The organism is Agarivorans sp. QJM3NY_33, assembly GCF_050870865.2.
Lineage (GTDB): Bacteria > Pseudomonadota > Gammaproteobacteria > Enterobacterales > Celerinatantimonadaceae > Agarivorans.
On sequence record NZ_CP194039.2, the window covers coordinates 4,287,884 to 4,303,136 of the forward strand.

Here is a 15,253-nt window from a genome sequence, read left to right on the forward strand (position 1 = left end):
CATCATTTCACTGATTTATTCCAAACAAGGCCTCAGGTACACTGAGGCCTTATTTTTTAGAGCCCATGTCATGCCAAACTTTGTTTATCGTCCGCCAATGTCTCCTTATATCAGCATCGTCTATCAAGATGATTCGGTCGTAGTATTTAACAAAGCCAGTGGCTTATTGTCAGTACCAGGACGAATAGAAAAGGATAGTTTATGGCAACGAGCTCAGCGTGTATGGCCAGAACTCAAGATAGTTCACCGCCTCGATATGGCCACCTCGGGGCTAATTGTAATGGCCCTCGGTAAACCAGCACAAAGCCATTTAAGTCGACAATTTCAACAGCGTAAAACAGCGAAGACTTATTACGCAGAAATATTTGGCCACCCCCATACAACTCAGGGAGAAGTCAATCTGCCTTTACGTTGTGACTGGCCCAATCGCCCCAGACAAATGGTTGATCTTGAGCTGGGCAAAGCAGCCCTTACCAAATGGTTTCTATTGGAAAAACGCCAGCACACCTCTCTGGTGGAGTTACAACCTATTACTGGTCGAACTCATCAACTTCGGGTACACATGCAACAGATCGGCTGTCCAATAGTCGGTGATGGTTTTTATGCCAGTGCTAAGGCTATTGCACTTAGCGAACGCTTACATTTACATGCAGCGAAGCTTGGCTTTTTTCACCCCATCACTGAACATTGGCTAGAATTTGACTGTGAACCGCCTTTTTAACTAAAGCTTCAATGGTTTGCTTCCGATATAGGATCAACTCTGTTCAACCTTGGGCTGCAATCAAGTGCGGATCTACAAACTGTTTTGGTTAATCACTGTACTTAGCACCATGGCGTGGGCACAGCCTCAATCTCTGGATTTTTCGCAATGGCCTGTCAAGGGTGAGCTAAAATCACTCACCGTAGAACAACGCCAATTTGTAAGTCTATGGATAGAACAACAGACCCCACAACAGCGAGGAACGGCGATTTTGCTTCCCGACTGGGGGAACTCTCCCAGTAGCGAGGATATGATCGATAGCTTACGCCAAACGCTTCCCTCCTTAGGCTGGCAAACCGGCGCGATTCTTCCACCAGCCCCCCAAGCCAGTCTGATGCAAGACAGTGAACCGCAAGATCAACAAAACACTTACCAACAACAACTAAGCGAAGTCATCGAAGCCGCTCGACAAACCCAAGCTCAGCCATTTGGATTTCAACTGTTGATCGCGCAAGGGGTGATGGGCGCCTGGCTGGTCGAGTTGCTCGCCGAACAGCAATTAAGCCCACCCGATGGGCTTATCTTAATGAGCGCCTACTACCCCAACCAAGCCCTAAATCAAAGGCTTGCCAAACAGCTCGCGCGGCTGAGCATTCCGGTACTCGACATCTATGATCCAAATTATAATCAATGGCAATTCGAAGCTGCCCAGCAACGCTTGATTGCCAGCAATAAAAGTCAGAAATTAAACTACCGACAAACACAGCTACCGGTCTCTGCCGAAACCGCACCTAACCATGCCTTACTCACGAAAAGCATTTATGGCTGGTTGAACGCCTTAGGTTGGTACTAGCCAAGAGCTTAAACGCTGGTTAAACTGAACAACAGTTTCCCCATTCACAATATGTTGATTTATCGATGAATATTGTATTTTTAGACCGACAGACCCTAACTGACGATGTAAATTTAAGGCGTCCTCGCTTCCCCCATACTTGGCAAGACTATGCCAGTACCAATCCCGAGCAGCGATTAGCCCATGCGCAACATGCTGATATTTTGATAGTCAACAAAGTAAAACTCGATGCTGCTATTCTTAAGCAGCTTCCCCGCTTAAAATTGATTGCGGTGGCCGCAACTGGCACCAACAATGTAGATTTAGCTGCCGCAGCTCAACAACAGATCATCGTTTCAAATATTCAAGATTATGCCGCCCAGAGCATCGCCGAGCATAGTATTGGCTTGATGTTTAATTTACGTCGCAATATAACCGCCTACCATCAGGCCGTTCAACAGGGACGCTGGCAACAGTCACAGCAGTTCTGCTTTTTTGACTATCCCATTGATAATTTGGCAGGTCAAAAATTGGTGATTATTGGCGCAGGCAACTTAGGTCAAGCCACTGCTAAACTTGCGAAAAGTATCGGTATGGAAGTGATATTTGCCGAACGTAAAAATCAAGCTCCCCGAACCGGAAGGGTTGATTTTACGGACGCCTTGGCCTGCGCAGACGTGCTAAGTATCCACTGTCCACTCAGTTCCGAAACGGCAGATCTCATCACTCACACCGAATTAGCGTTAATGAAACCCAGCGCATTATTAATTAACACTGCTCGGGGCGGTATCGTGAACGAGGCCGCCTTACTCGAAGCTCTACGCTCCGGAGGCATTGCCGGCGCCGCTTGTGACGTTGTCAGTCAAGAGCCCCCTTCCAGCGACAACCCTTTATTACAAGCCCAGGCGTTAAGCAACTTTATCCTCACGCCACATGTAGGCTGGGCAAGTAGTCAAAGCATGCAAAGCCTGGCCGACCAACTGATTGACAACATAGAAGCCTTCTCCGCAGGTCAGCCTCGCAACCAAGTATAGAGTTATCTAAGCCACTTTCGCTTTGCGTTGTAGCTTAATCACTTCATAGGCACGTTGAATATCTTGAGTTCGCTGCTTAGCCAGCTCCATCATCTCCGGTGGCAGACCTTTTGCTACCAGCTTATCCGGGTGATGCTGGCTCATCAGTTTACGATAAGCGCGCTTCACTTGTTGCTCGCTGTCTTGGTCCGTGACCCCAAGAATTTGGTAGGCTTCGTCCAACTGTTTTGCACTTGATTGCGTCGATTGCTGTTGACCACCGCGACGATGGAAGTTGAGCTCGGCTTCCCAGCGAGAAATCATCGCGTCTAACTCTTGCGCAGAAAAACCTAAGGCATTTGCAACACGTTGCAACAATGCCCGTTCGCTGTCATCCACCACACCGTCGGCGAACACCCCCTGCAACTGAATTTCCATAAACATTTGCAATAAATCGCGACGCCCCTGTACCACTTTTACGAAGCGGGCTACCTGTTCTTCTAGCGGAAAACTGGCATCTTTGCCTTGCCGAAAAGCATCTTGAGCCTGACGGCGAGCCTCGCCTTGTAGACGCATTTGGTCCATCAAAAAATTGGCGACTTGAATTTCTTGCTGAGTCACCACACCTTTTGACTTAGCGATATGCCCCAACACAGCAAAAGTCGAAAACAAAAACTCTTGTTGTACCACTTGGCTATTCGCGCTAGAAAAAACGAAGCCTTGACCCATCGCCTTGTCAAAACGGTGACCCAACCACAAACCGAGTAAGGCGCCAAACCAACTGCCAAACATCAGACCAAAAAATACTCCTAGGAGTTTTCCCCAAAACCGCATAACTATTCTCTATTTACTTGTTAATTGCTGATCTAACTGCGCCAAACGTTGTGGCGTCCCCACATCAATCCACTGACCAAACTGCTGCTGCCCTGTCACTCGCTTAGCTGCTATTGCCGTCCTCAGTAAAGGAGCAAGCGCATGCCTCCCCGGAATCAGTGCCTCAAAAAAACGCTGACGATAAACCGCCACCCCACTAAAGGTCAATTCGGGGCGGTCCACCAAACGTATACCATCAATCGCAAAATCCCCCTTGGGATGATGCTCGGGATTCGCCACTAACAACAAATGTGCATCGGCATCACCAATCTGCAACGACGCAAGCCGCTGGTAATCCCAATCATTCCAAATATCACCGTTAATCACCAGAAAAGGATCTGCTTTTATTAAGGGCAAAGCCTGTAAGATCCCTCCTGCCGTTTCAAGCGCTTGAGGCTCATGACTATATAACAACTGAATCTTCCAGCGTTGGCCATCACCCAATGTTGCCTCAATTTGCTCCCCTAAATAGGCGGTATTGATAATGATCCGCTGAAAACCCACAGCCACTAGTTTTTCAATATGCCATTCAATTAAAGCTTTGCCCGCCACCTTTAACAAGGGCTTGGGACAAGCGTCGGTAAGTGGACGCATCCGCTCACCTCGCCCAGCCGCCAAAATCATTGCAGTATCTAAACCACTCATCGATGAAACCCCTTTGCGATGGGAGCCAACCATTGATTAAATGCTGAAAATTCAGAATAAGTAGCGCTCACCCGCTGGATGTAATCCAAAGTTTGCGGAATCGCTTCACGGTAGCCTTGTTTCCCATCACGGTGGGCTAAACGACAAAATATTCCAAGCGCCTTAAGATGGCGTTGTAAGCCCGTCAAATCAAACCAGCGTTGCCATTGCGCCATGCTAATATCTTGATTAATGCTTAGACGGGAGAAAAATGACTGACTCAAGTGTTGCACCATCTCTTCAGGCCAAGCGATGTAGCAATCTCTTAGCAACGACACCACGTCATAACTAAGTGGCCCCAAAACCATATCTTGAAAATCGATCATCACCATTTGCTGCTGATGAAGCATCAAATTTCGACAATGAAAATCACGATGCATCGCAACATAAGGCTGTTCTTGGATGGCGACGCTGAGCTCTTCACAAAGACTCTGCCACTGCGCAGCCGCTTGCCATTCAGTTCCACTAAGCTGTAATTCTTTCGCCACAAACCACTCGGCAAAAATATCCAACTCTCGCTGAATAAAAGTCTGGTCAAAATATTCCAAAGAAGGCAGCTCAGAAGGTTTAAGTGCTTGTAATTGAACGATCAGGTCTAAGGCTTGTCTATAGTATTTGTCGGCACTATCAAGACTTAAGCAATCTTCTAACATGGTGGTGCCGAGATCTTCAATCGCCATAAAACCTTGCTTAAGATCTGCGGCTAGGATCTTAGGAACGGGGAGCTGGTGACGGCTTAGTGCCGACGCTAAATCAACAAATTGTTGGTTTTTTTCGGTAAGAGGAGGCGCATCAACCGCAATGGCGGTAGTGCTTAGATCATAATCAAAACGAAAATAGCGGCGAAAGCTTGCATCACCACTGATCATCGTTAACTGAGGAAGTCCCATGGATAAACTATTAGACAACCATTGTTGTAAAGCTGATTCGCGCACTATATTACTCATATTTCTATATTAAATGACGGCCTTTAAATAGCCGCCCACCGATAAATCCAGTATTATAAGCCGCTAACTTTAACCACAGAATTCATAAAGCACAACGTTGATACTCTCGCTTGGAATTTTAATACGTCAGGGAATGGTCCAAATTCATATGTTGTTAATTAAACGGAATCTGCCACGACTAGGATTGGCAATCTTCTTGCTAAGCCCTAACGCCAAGGCAGAAACCCCGTTAGCGCTGGCTCAGTGCCGAGCTTACATACCGGAACGTACTCAGTCAGGTCCCGTCGACCCCACTGCACCATACGTGATAGCGGCCGACTCACTACATGCAAAGCAAGGTGATAAGGCAAGTTTTACCGGTAACGTTGAATTTTCTCAAGGCCCCAGAGTACTCAAAGCTGATAACACAGTACTCGATGAGCAAGCTCAAACACTGAAGGCCGATGGTAAAATTGAGTTTCAAGATAACTTGGTCAGCGTCAAAAGTGATAGCTTCGATGCAAATTTAAAAAATCATCAGGCGAAACTAAATTCAGCTGAATATCAGTTGTTCGAGCAGCAAGGTCATGGTGAAGCGCATAATTTAATCATCAACGATGAGCAAAACTTATCCTTGGAAAACGCCAGCTACACCGCCTGTCCTCCCGGAGATGTGAGCTGGGAGATCCACGCCGAAAAAATAGATATCGACACCGAAAATCAATGGGCGACAACCAAAAACGCAACGGTAAGATTAATGAACGTCCCCGTTCTTTACTTACCTTACTTCTCCTACCCAATTGGTGGCCAGCGTCATAGCGGCTTTTTATTTCCAAGCATATCAACCTCCACCACCAATGGTATGGATATTTCCACGCCCTATTATTGGAACATTGCACCTAATTTTGATGCCACCATAACTCCGCGAGTCATGTCGCGCAGAGGCCTGCAGTTACAATCCGAGTTTCGTTACTTACTTGGCCAGCAAACCGGTATCGTCAACGCTGAGTATATCGCCAACGACCGAGAGTTTGACGACTCGCGTTATTTGTTGCACTGGGATCATCAAGGTCAATGGCGACGCAACTGGCGTTTCAACACTGACTATACCCAGATTAGTGATGACAACTACTTTAACGACTTAGGCGATATTTTAGGTAAGAATAATGAGAATCAACTGCTACAAACTGGGGATGTGGGCTACCACACCCAAAACTGGTACGGCAAACTACGGGTACAAGATTTTCAAGTCTTAGGGGATACCGAGCAGCCGCACACCTTGCTCCCTCAACTGAGTTTTAGTGGCGATTGGGATCTCGACTGGCAAACATTGCAATTTGGTTTTGATAGTGAACTAAGTAATTTTTCGCATAGTGATGCTAGCATGTACACCGCCAAGCGACTCCATCTAGAGCCTCATTTGCGCCTGCCTTACGTGGTACCCGAAGGTTTTTTCCAAGCCGATCTCGCCTTAATGCATACCTATTATCAACAAGATAAAGGTAGTAATCCGGACAACAACTACTTGGGTGAAGACATTCGTCGTACCCTACCTAAATTAAGCGTCAAAGCAGGCCTCAATTTTGACCGCAAAACCAGTTGGTACGGTGCGAACTATACTCAAACTCTTGAGCCAGTGGTGAAGTACTTATATATCCCCTATCGAGATCAAAGCGACATTGGTCTATATGACACCGCCAACCTACAACAAGACTATTATGGCCTGTTCCGAGATCAGCGCTATAGCGGGCTAGACCGGATCGCCGATGCCAACCAGTTAACCTTAGGGGTTCATTCTCGGTTCTTATCCGCTGAAAATAAGGAGACCTTACGCTTTAGTCTTGGACAAATCATCTATCTTGATCCAAGCCGCACAACGCTATTACCGGATAGCAAGTCATCCACCAATTCCAGTTCGGCCTTAGCATTTGAAATTGACGCGAATATTCAACAAGACTGGTATGGTCACACCGGCTTACAGATTAATACGCTCGAGGGTAAGCTTAATAAGGCCAATGCCGCTATCGAATGGCGCCCAGAAGTGCAAAAATTAGTTCAATTAAACTACCGCTACTCTCAAGCCGACGAGACAATGCTCAGTGACATAAACCAACTGGGTAGTAAAATTGCGTGGCCACTGCGAGACAATGTTTCTGCTGTTGCCAGCTATTATCGAGACATGAAGCTCGATCGAAGTATCGAGAGTTATCTAGGACTACAGTTTAATTCCTGCTGCTGGGGGATCCGTCTTACTTACCAACGCAGCTTACAAAGTAATTATGTCGACAATACATCAGGAATTGATCGCGTTGGCGTATTTGACAGCTCCTTCCGCTTAGACTTTGAAATAAAAGGATTAGGTGGCAATGATACTAGCAGTCAAGAAAAAATGTTAGATGGTGGCAACTTTAAATACGGGCGCCCCTTTTACCTCAACAATTAAAACCTTTAGCCCAAATATGATAGAGTAAACGGCGTTTTGCTCGTAGTAATATAGGAACCGAATGAAAAAATTAATTTTGCTTAGCACCTGCATGTTGATGCTCGTGGCTGGCTTAGTTCAGGCGAAAGAACAACTGCTCGATAAGGTTGTTGCTATCGTTAATAATGACGTGATTACTCAAACCCAAGTGGATGAGCTAAGCGCCAAAGTATTACGCAATGCAAAAACCAGCGGACAAACTCTGCCTCCACAAGCAGAATTGCATCAACAAGTGATGGACCGCTTAATTACCGAAAGCTTACAGCTGCAACTCGCAGACAGACTTGGTATCAAGATCAGTGATAGTCAATTAGAAAACACGATTGATAATATTATCCAAGGCGAGAAAAAGACCCGCGACGAGTTTCTACAACAACTCAGCAGTGACGGTGTCAGCTACCAGCAATTTCGCGAAGATATACGCAAAGAAATTATTCTTGGTGAAGTAGGCAGAAGCCAGGTACAACGACGTATCAGCGTCTCTCAACAAGAAATAGATGCCTTAATGAAACTAATTGCCGAGAAAGATAAAGGCAGTATCCGCTACCATGTTGGACACATCCAATTGCGACTTGGAAGTGATGAAGTCAAAACCCAACAGCTGGCGGAAACCATAGTCAAGCAATTAAAAGCTGGAGAAAATTTTAACCAACTAGCAATGACTTATTCTCAAGGTCCAAAAGCTTTAGAAGGCGGTGATTGGGGATGGATGACTCTAGAAGAGATGCCAACTCTGTTTGCAGGCGTGGTTAATAAACAACCTAAAGATACCGTGCTCGGCCCGATCCGTACCGAATCTGGACTACACATTGTGATGGTATTAGATACCGAAGGTCTACAAAAAGTAGAAACCTTAGAGGTAAATGCACGACACATTTTGATTAAGCCATCGATTATTCTAAGTGATAAAAAAGCCCAAAGTTTACTGGCTAAATTACGCCAACAACTAGTAAGCGGAGAAGCTAGTTTTGCCGAATTAGCCAAACAGTATTCAGAAGACCCTGGCTCTGCAGTCCGTGGCGGTGAACTCGGTTGGTCGGACCCAAATGTGTTTGTGCCGGCCTTCCGCGATACAGTCAACCACTTAGCCGTGGGTGAGATTAGCCAACCTTTTCGCTCAACCTTTGGTTGGCATTTATTAGAAGTGCTCGACAAACGCACCACCGATACCACCAATAAAGCCAGCGAAAACCGAGCTTATCAAATGATTTTCAACCGTAAATTCAACGAAGAAACGCAAGCTTGGCAAGATGAGCTTCGTGAAGAAGCCTACGTTGAAATTTTGGATGGTGATTCATGAGCGACGCAATAGCAAGAATTGCGATTACCCCTGGTGAGCCTGCGGGCATTGGCCCTGATTTAGTGCTCGCAATTAGTCAGCGTAGCTGGCCGATGGAGCTAGTCGTTATCGCCGATCCTCGTTTGCTCAAAGAGCGGGCGAAACAATTGGGCATCGAAGTAAGTTTATTGTCCTACCAACCAGAGCAAGCCCCCCAAGCACAGGCGGCTGGGACTTTAACCGTGGCACCCATCGCGATGAGTGTGCCTGCAATTGCCGGCGAACTCAACGAAGCCAATGGACACTATGTATTAAATACCCTTAAATTTGCTTGTGAAGGTAATATGAATAGCCAATTTGCAGCGGTTGTTACCGGCCCGGTGAACAAAGGCATCATTAACAAAGCAGGCGTTTCATTTAGCGGCCATACTGAGTTTTTTGCTCAACAATCAAGTACCGCCGATGTGGTCATGCTGTTGGCCACCGAAGGTTTGCGGGTTGCTCTGGCGACCACTCACCTCCCGCTGGCTTATGTCGCAAAAGCGATAACTCACGAGCGGCTGTACAATATCATCACGATTTTACATCACGATTTACAAACTAAATTTGCGATTAAGCAGCCGAAAATTTTTGTTTGTGGGCTTAATCCGCATGCCGGAGAAGATGGTCATTTAGGTCGTGAAGAATTAGATATCATTATTCCTTTATTAGATGAAATGCGCAGCGAACATGGCATGAATTTAATCGGGCCACTCCCTGCCGATACCTTGTTCCAATCCAAGTATTTGGACGAGGCTGACGCGGTCTTGGCAATGTACCATGACCAAGGCCTACCAGTAATAAAATATAAAGGGTTTGGCAAATCGGTCAACATTACCTTAGGACTCCCCTTTATTCGAACCTCAGTCGATCATGGAACAGCACTTGAGCTGGCGGGCACTGGGCAAGCCGATCATGGAAGTATGCTAACCGCAATCAAACAAGCCATCGATATGGTAGAGCGAGAACATGAATAAACAAGTCCATCAAGGGCACCGCGCCCGTAAACGCTTCGGCCAAAACTTTCTGAATAACGACTCGGTCATCAGCCAAATTGTCGCCACTATCTATCCTCAGCCCGGCGAAAACCTGGTCGAAATTGGTCCTGGCCTAGGCGCCTTAACCGCCCCTGTAGCGAATGCTGCTGGTCAGCTACAAGTGGTAGAGTTGGATCGCGATTTGGCTCAACGCCTGCGCGAGCATCCAACCCTAGCAGAGAAATTGACCATCCATGAAATTGATGCGCTTAAATTCGACTTCATGCAGTTGAGTCGACCCGAGCAAAAGATGCGTATCTTCGGTAACTTGCCCTATAACATTTCTACACCATTAATTTTTCATTTGCTAAGCTTCACTAGCGCCATTTCCGACATGCACTTTATGCTACAAAAAGAAGTGGTAAAACGGATGGCCGCAGGACCTCACTCGAAGGCCTATGGTCGACTCAGTGTCATGACCCAAATACAATGTAAAGTAATGCCAGCCTTGGAAGTACCTCCAGAAGCCTTCATGCCGCCTCCTAAAGTCGACTCGGCGGTCGTTCGCCTAGAGCCTTATGCCAGCACACTTTACCCTCTGAACTCATTAAAAACCCTCGACACAGTCTGTAAAGAGGCCTTTAATCAGCGACGCAAAACAATCCGAAATGCACTCGGCAACCTGTTAAGCCTTGAGCAACTTGAGGCTTTAGGTTTACAACCAAGCTTGCGGCCAGAAAATTTAACTATTCAGCAGTTTTGTGATATTGCTAACTACATAGATAAAGAACAATTATTGCAGGCTAACGACGTTAATGAGTAACACACCTGAATACCAATTAGATATTGAAGTTGAATCTGGATTCTTGCCTGAGCACTCTGCTCCTGAGGAACATAAATTTGCCTTCTATTACACCGTTACCATTCGTAATTGTGGTAGCCAAGCACTTCAGTTAATGCGTCGTTACTGGCTGATCACCGATGGCAATGGCGATGAGAATGAAGTAACGGGAGACGGTGTGGTCGGTAAACAACCACACCTACAACCAGAAAAGTCATTTACTTATACCAGCAGTGCACTACTCGCAACCGAGGTGGGGGTGATGCAGGGCTACTATACCTTGGTGGATCCAGAAGGTAATGAGTTTGAAGCTGAGATCCCAGCTTTTCGCCTGTCCTTACCGAATAAATTACATTAACCAAGGTAAGTTGTTATGGCTACCTATTTTGTTGGTGATATTCAAGGCTGCCTTGATGAACTCAAGGCGCTACTTGAACAAGTCAAATTTTCTAAAAAACGTGATCAGCTATGGTTAGCAGGCGACTTAGTGGCCCGCGGCCCTCAATCCCTAGCCACGCTGCGTTTTGTGAAACAGCTCGGCGATGCAGCACAAATAGTACTGGGCAACCATGACCTACACTTACTCGCCGTGGCAAACGGTATTCACCGCGCCAAGCGACGAGACAAACTACAAGACTTGCTAGAAGCCCCAGACAAAGACGAGTTACTCGATTGGTTAAGAAAACAACCGCTGATAGTGAAACACCCTGAATTTGACTTAGTCATGGTACATGCAGGCATTTATCCAAAGTGGAAAGTTGGTAAGGCTTTAAAGCTCGGCAAAGAGGTACAAAAGAAACTTTCTGGTGATCACTACCTTGAGTTACTACAAAATATGTATAGTAACGAACCAGCTCACTGGAGCGACGAGCTAGTCGGTTATGATCGACTGCGCTACATAATTAATGTCTTCACCCGCATGCGTTACTGTTTTCCAGATGGCAGTCTCGATTTCGCCCTGAAAATTCCACCAAATAAAAATACTAATCCCAACTTAGTCCCTTGGTTTAATCTTCCAGGAAAGCATCTTAAGCACACCCACATTATCTTTGGTCACTGGGCGGCGTTGATGGGAGAAAGCGCTCACCCCTTGGTTGACGGGCTAGATACTGGTTGTGTTTGGGGGAATCATTTAACGATGCTGCGCTGGGAAGACCAGCGCTTTTTCACCCAAGACTGCTTAAACGAGATAAGCAAAGATTAACGCAAACGATGTAAATGTATAAATTCATAGGGGTGTGGATTTTTATCATCTGCCGGATGCTGTTCGCGAGCCATTTCTTGCCATTGATATTGGGTGTAATCAGGGAAATAAGCATCGCCTTCCAAGTCTTTATCAATCAAAGTTAGATATAACTCATCGGCCAATACTAGGCATTGTTGATAAATATTCGCGCCACCAATAATCATTACTTCCGCTTGATCGGCCACCAATTGAAGCGCGTCTTCAAGTTGATTGACAACTGTCACGCCTTCGATGCTTAAGTGTGGATTACGACTCACCACTATATTCAAACGTCCTGGTAAAGGGCGCCCAATCGACTCATAAGTTAAACGCCCCATCACGACAGGCTTGCCCATTGTGACGGTCTTAAAGTGCTTTAAATCGGCCGGCAAGTGCCATGGCATTTGATTATCTAAGCCTATCACTCGACCCTTTGCCATCGCAGCTATCATTGCAACTTTCACGACTTAACTTTCTCCAAATCTTATAAAATCATTAAACAATAGGGCGCCCTCGATAAATCACCACCGATGGGATCGCGAGACCAAAACTCAAAGCCATTAAAATAAACATGGTTCGTAAACCATTTTCAAGAATGGTTGCTAATAACGGGTCACTATAACCATTACTATATAAACTAATAATGCCAACCATGGTGGTAAACGCATAACTCCCAGGGATCATCGGAATAATTGAAGCCACGGTAAACACTGGTCGAGGAATGATATAGCGTCGTGACCAGTAAACGCCGAGTAAGCCAACACTGGTTGATGCAACTAATGTCGCCCATTCTAAAGGCACCCCCCAATGAATACACAAAGTACGTAAGCTATGCGCAAAAGCACCACCAATCGCGCAAAAGCCAAGCATTCGTGTGGGCACATTAAAGACCATGGCAAAACCAACTGCAGGCACCGAAGCGAACGCCGCATCTTCAAGCAGTAAGAGTATTAAATCGAGCATCTTATAACCACCCACTCACGCCGGTTGCCCACATCGATAAGGCGATCCCCATTGCAACCCCAAGCGTTAACAAGGACGCAAAAAACCAACGGGATATGCCCATGCTAATGTGACCTTTCACCATATCTGAGACCGCATTAATCAAAGGAAACCCAGGAACCAACAACAACACTGATGCAGCCATCACAGTTTGCGGTTGATTACCAATATCATAACGCACCGCTAAGCCCGCAATTGTGGTAGCAACAAATGCAGTCATACCAAAGTTAAGAATTGGATTATGATGGCGGTGCGCCATCTCTTGACGAAAAGTCATCGCCGCCGCAGAAGCAATAAATGTCATACCAAATACAGACCAATCGCCACCAAATAAATGAGCAAAACAAGCGCAAGAAAGGCCAATCATCAATACAACTAACCAGCGATTATGTTTAAACGGAACCAAGCGTTCTAAACGTTTCACCACATCATCTACATCCAGCAGTTGTTTCTCTGCCATGATGGTAATGCGTTGCACCTCACACACCATATGCATGTTAATGCCCCGATCGTAAACTCGACGCGTGGTCGTGATGCAGCGGCTTTGAGCCAAACCAGTTAAAATCAGGGCATTAGCGGTAATGGCCAACTCAACGCTGTCTAAGCCCAGCGCCTTACCTAAACGAACGATGGTTTCTTCGATCAACTTACTTTCGGCACCATGCTGTTGCATGATCCGGCCAGCCTGCACCGCAACACGACAGATCCTTGTCTGTTGCTCGTGAGTAATAACCCGTTCCGGAGCCTGAACAGGCGCCGGAGGTTTTATAATAAAAGAGCGTAACATCTAACAATCCCAGTAAACCAATTACAAAATGAGTTTACTATGGCTGGTAAATAACCTCTACACCATGATCGTCGTCATCATCATCCCAATCATCATCATCCCAGTCTTCTTGATTAGCCTGGTCAATTTGTTCTTGGTGATAATCATCCCATTGGAACTTCACTTCTTCGCGCTCGGCCATCTCTTCTTCAATCATCGGCAATGTTTCGATGAATTGACCGATAGCTTTACAAAGCTCTTTAGTGCCTTTGCCTTCAAGCGCAGACAAAGAAAACACCTCACCCTGCCAATCAAGTGCTTTAATCACCGACTGACGAATTTCTTCGGCTTCGTCTTCCAACACTAAATCTACTTTGTTGAAGATCAACCAGCGTGGTTTTTCGAATAACTTTTCACTGTATTGCGAGAGCTCATTAATAATGGTTATGGCATTCTCAGCAGGATCACTACCATCGGCCGGCAATACATCAACCATATGCAACAATACCCGACAACGTTCCAAGTGCTTCAGGAAGCGAACCCCTAAACCAGCACCTTCGGCAGCACCTTCGATCAGCCCGGGAATATCGGCAATCACAAATCCGCGATTTTCCGATTGGCGTACCACTCCAAGGTTCGGGATCAGTGTGGTAAATGGATAATCAGCAACTTTAGGTCTTGCCGCAGAGACACTACGAATAAAAGTCGATTTACCAGCATTTGGTAAGCCTAACATCCCCACATCCGCCAACAGCAATAACTCTAATTTGAGGTTGCGAACTTCACCAGGCGTACCGTTGGATTTGCGACGAGGCGCTCGATTGGTACTGCTCTTGAAGCGGGTGTTTCCCAAACCATGAAAACCACCTTTTGCCACCATTAAGCGTTGCTTGTGTTGCGTTAAATCACCTAATAATTCGCCAGTATCTTGATCGCGAGCACGAGAACCAACCGGCACTGGCAATTCTAAATCTTCACCGCGTTTACCTGTACAATTAGAGCCCTGACCATTCTCACCGCGTTCCGCTTTATGAAAACGCTCAAAGCGATAATCGATCAAAGTATTCAAATTTTCGTCAGCGACCAGATAAACACTGCCACCGTCACCACCATCACCACCGTCTGGGCCACCTCGTGGCACATATTTTTCACGGCGAAAACTAATGACGCCATTGCCACCGTCTCCGGCGTCAACCTTGATTACTGCTTCATCTACAAATTTCATAATCTACTCCAGTATTATCGCTAACTATAATGCACCGCATTTAATTCGCGACAGCAATACTTAAGCCTTAGAAAAAAAAAGCCCCGCTTATAGCGGGGCTTTAAAAATATTGAGTTGGTTGTTTATTCAGCTACGATGCTAACAAACTTGCGGCTTTTAGCGCCTTTAACCTCAAATTTCACTTTGCCTTCAGCAGTTGCGAAAAGTGTATGGTCTTTACCAATACCAACATTTGAGCCCGCGTGGAATTTAGTACCACGTTGACGAACAATAATACTACCCGCTAAAACAGACTCGCCACCGAAACGTTTAACACCTAGGCGTTTACTTTCTGAATCACGACCGTTACGAGTACTACCACCAGCCTTTTTATGTGCCATGAGTATATT

At 46.0% G+C, this 15,253-nt stretch carries 17 protein-coding genes; 9 read left to right on the forward strand and 8 right to left on the reverse strand.

Annotation, left to right across the window (positions count from 1 at the left end):
- The first annotated feature begins 70 nt into the window (after positions 1 to 70).
- The 3 genes from ACRRSY_RS19220 to ACRRSY_RS19230 all read left to right on the forward strand — a co-directional run bounded on the left by ACRRSY_RS19220 (position 71) and on the right by ACRRSY_RS19230 (position 2,566).
- A complete protein-coding gene (locus ACRRSY_RS19220) occupies positions 71 to 721 on the forward strand; it encodes a pseudouridine synthase (protein ID WP_432455960.1) in 651 nt (216 codons plus the stop codon).
- 64 nt (positions 722 to 785) lie between these two features.
- A complete protein-coding gene (locus ACRRSY_RS19225; RefSeq protein WP_432460173.1) occupies positions 786 to 1,553 on the forward strand; it encodes a DUF3530 family protein in 768 nt (255 codons plus the stop codon).
- A 65-nt stretch (positions 1,554 to 1,618) separates the two neighbouring features.
- Positions 1,619 to 2,566, forward strand: a complete 948-nt coding sequence (locus tag ACRRSY_RS19230; RefSeq protein ID WP_432463825.1) for a D-2-hydroxyacid dehydrogenase — start codon at positions 1,619 to 1,621, stop codon at positions 2,564 to 2,566.
- A 6-nt stretch (positions 2,567 to 2,572) separates the two neighbouring features.
- On the opposite strand, the gene djlA is transcribed toward ACRRSY_RS19230, so the two are convergent.
- Genes djlA through ACRRSY_RS19245 form a run of 3 tightly spaced genes read right to left on the reverse strand, consistent with a single transcriptional unit; the run spans position 2,573 to position 5,049 of the window.
- Positions 2,573 to 3,379 carry a co-chaperone DjlA gene (djlA, locus tag ACRRSY_RS19235; RefSeq protein ID WP_432460174.1) on the reverse strand — a complete coding sequence of 269 codons (807 nt, stop codon included), beginning with the start codon at positions 3,377 to 3,379 and terminating at the stop codon, positions 2,573 to 2,575.
- A 9-nt stretch (positions 3,380 to 3,388) separates the two neighbouring features.
- Complete coding sequence (gene murU / locus ACRRSY_RS19240; RefSeq protein WP_432463826.1) at positions 3,389 to 4,063, reverse strand: N-acetylmuramate alpha-1-phosphate uridylyltransferase MurU; 675 nt, start codon at positions 4,061 to 4,063, stop codon at positions 3,389 to 3,391.
- A complete protein-coding gene (locus ACRRSY_RS19245) occupies positions 4,060 to 5,049 on the reverse strand; it encodes an aminoglycoside phosphotransferase family protein (RefSeq protein ID WP_432455955.1) in 990 nt (329 codons plus the stop codon). The genes murU and ACRRSY_RS19245 overlap by 4 nt, the downstream gene beginning before the upstream one ends.
- A 148-nt stretch (positions 5,050 to 5,197) precedes the next feature.
- Here ACRRSY_RS19245 and lptD point away from each other — a divergent pair, with 148 nt between their 5' ends.
- The 6 genes from lptD to ACRRSY_RS19275 all read left to right on the forward strand — a co-directional run bounded on the left by lptD (position 5,198) and on the right by ACRRSY_RS19275 (position 11,850).
- On the forward strand, positions 5,198 to 7,471 hold the full coding sequence (gene lptD, locus ACRRSY_RS19250; protein ID WP_432460177.1) for an LPS assembly protein LptD: 2,274 nt from the start codon (positions 5,198 to 5,200) through the stop codon (positions 7,469 to 7,471).
- Positions 7,472 to 7,532: 61 nt separating this feature from the next.
- Positions 7,533 to 8,810 (forward strand): peptidylprolyl isomerase SurA, encoded by a 1,278-nt coding sequence (gene surA, locus ACRRSY_RS19255; protein ID WP_432455953.1) that lies wholly within the window; start codon positions 7,533 to 7,535, stop codon positions 8,808 to 8,810.
- Positions 8,807 to 9,805: a 4-hydroxythreonine-4-phosphate dehydrogenase PdxA gene (gene pdxA, locus ACRRSY_RS19260; protein ID WP_432455952.1), complete on the forward strand. Its 999-nt coding sequence runs from the start codon at positions 8,807 to 8,809 to the stop codon at positions 9,803 to 9,805. Before surA ends, pdxA begins: the two co-directional genes overlap by 4 nt.
- Positions 9,798 to 10,628, forward strand: a complete 831-nt coding sequence (rsmA, locus tag ACRRSY_RS19265; protein WP_432455951.1) for a 16S rRNA (adenine(1518)-N(6)/adenine(1519)-N(6))-dimethyltransferase RsmA — start codon at positions 9,798 to 9,800, stop codon at positions 10,626 to 10,628. The genes pdxA and rsmA overlap by 8 nt, the downstream gene beginning before the upstream one ends.
- Positions 10,621 to 11,004 (forward strand): Co2+/Mg2+ efflux protein ApaG, encoded by a 384-nt coding sequence (apaG, locus tag ACRRSY_RS19270; RefSeq protein ID WP_432455950.1) that lies wholly within the window; start codon positions 10,621 to 10,623, stop codon positions 11,002 to 11,004. Before rsmA ends, apaG begins: the two co-directional genes overlap by 8 nt.
- A gap of 15 nt (positions 11,005 to 11,019) precedes the next feature.
- Complete coding sequence (locus tag ACRRSY_RS19275) at positions 11,020 to 11,850, forward strand: symmetrical bis(5'-nucleosyl)-tetraphosphatase (RefSeq protein WP_432455949.1); 831 nt, start codon at positions 11,020 to 11,022, stop codon at positions 11,848 to 11,850.
- Here the strand turns inward: ACRRSY_RS19275 and folA are convergent.
- From folA to rpmA, 5 genes are all read right to left on the reverse strand, one after another.
- Positions 11,847 to 12,335, reverse strand: a complete 489-nt coding sequence (folA, locus tag ACRRSY_RS19280) for a type 3 dihydrofolate reductase (protein WP_432463827.1) — start codon at positions 12,333 to 12,335, stop codon at positions 11,847 to 11,849. The genes ACRRSY_RS19275 and folA overlap by 4 nt on opposite strands.
- Positions 12,336 to 12,366: 31 nt before the next feature.
- On the reverse strand, positions 12,367 to 12,834 hold the full coding sequence (locus tag ACRRSY_RS19285; RefSeq protein ID WP_432455947.1) for a threonine/serine exporter family protein: 468 nt from the start codon (positions 12,832 to 12,834) through the stop codon (positions 12,367 to 12,369).
- A gap of 1 nt (position 12,835) precedes the next feature.
- Positions 12,836 to 13,660 carry a threonine/serine ThrE exporter family protein gene (locus tag ACRRSY_RS19290; RefSeq protein WP_432455946.1) on the reverse strand — a complete coding sequence of 275 codons (825 nt, stop codon included), beginning with the start codon at positions 13,658 to 13,660 and terminating at the stop codon, positions 12,836 to 12,838.
- 37 nt (positions 13,661 to 13,697) lie between these two features.
- The gene (gene cgtA / locus ACRRSY_RS19295) at positions 13,698 to 14,864 is read right to left on the reverse strand and encodes an Obg family GTPase CgtA (RefSeq protein ID WP_432455945.1); all 1,167 of its coding nucleotides are present in this window, start codon (positions 14,862 to 14,864) and stop codon (positions 13,698 to 13,700) included.
- Positions 14,865 to 14,986: 122 nt separating this feature from the next.
- Positions 14,987 to 15,244, reverse strand: a complete 258-nt coding sequence (rpmA, locus tag ACRRSY_RS19300; RefSeq protein ID WP_248712985.1) for a 50S ribosomal protein L27 — start codon at positions 15,242 to 15,244, stop codon at positions 14,987 to 14,989.
- Positions 15,245 to 15,253 lie beyond the last annotated feature (9 nt).

Bases quoted from the DNA above. Each gene is read 5' to 3' on its own strand.
- surA (WP_432455953.1), top strand. From the start codon at position 7,533: ATGAAAAAATTAATTTTGCTTAGCACCTGCATGTTGATGCTCGTGGCT.
- rpmA (WP_248712985.1), bottom strand. From the start codon at position 15,244: ATGGCACATAAAAAGGCTGGTGGTAGTACTCGTAACGGTCGTGATTCA.
- ACRRSY_RS19245 (WP_432455955.1), bottom strand. From the start codon at position 5,049: ATGAGTAATATAGTGCGCGAATCAGCTTTACAACAATGGTTGTCTAAT.
- pdxA (WP_432455952.1), top strand. From the start codon at position 8,807: ATGAGCGACGCAATAGCAAGAATTGCGATTACCCCTGGTGAGCCTGCG.
- ACRRSY_RS19230 (WP_432463825.1), top strand. From the start codon at position 1,619: ATGAATATTGTATTTTTAGACCGACAGACCCTAACTGACGATGTAAAT.
- cgtA (WP_432455945.1), bottom strand. From the start codon at position 14,864: ATGAAATTTGTAGATGAAGCAGTAATCAAGGTTGACGCCGGAGACGGT.
- ACRRSY_RS19285 (WP_432455947.1), bottom strand. From the start codon at position 12,834: ATGCTCGATTTAATACTCTTACTGCTTGAAGATGCGGCGTTCGCTTCG.
- rsmA (WP_432455951.1), top strand. From the start codon at position 9,798: ATGAATAAACAAGTCCATCAAGGGCACCGCGCCCGTAAACGCTTCGGC.
- ACRRSY_RS19275 (WP_432455949.1), top strand. From the start codon at position 11,020: ATGGCTACCTATTTTGTTGGTGATATTCAAGGCTGCCTTGATGAACTC.
- lptD (WP_432460177.1), top strand. From the start codon at position 5,198: ATGTTGTTAATTAAACGGAATCTGCCACGACTAGGATTGGCAATCTTC.
- ACRRSY_RS19220 (WP_432455960.1), top strand. From the start codon at position 71: ATGCCAAACTTTGTTTATCGTCCGCCAATGTCTCCTTATATCAGCATC.
- ACRRSY_RS19290 (WP_432455946.1), bottom strand. From the start codon at position 13,660: ATGTTACGCTCTTTTATTATAAAACCTCCGGCGCCTGTTCAGGCTCCG.
- apaG (WP_432455950.1), top strand. From the start codon at position 10,621: ATGAGTAACACACCTGAATACCAATTAGATATTGAAGTTGAATCTGGA.
- murU (WP_432463826.1), bottom strand. From the start codon at position 4,063: ATGAGTGGTTTAGATACTGCAATGATTTTGGCGGCTGGGCGAGGTGAG.
- djlA (WP_432460174.1), bottom strand. From the start codon at position 3,379: ATGCGGTTTTGGGGAAAACTCCTAGGAGTATTTTTTGGTCTGATGTTT.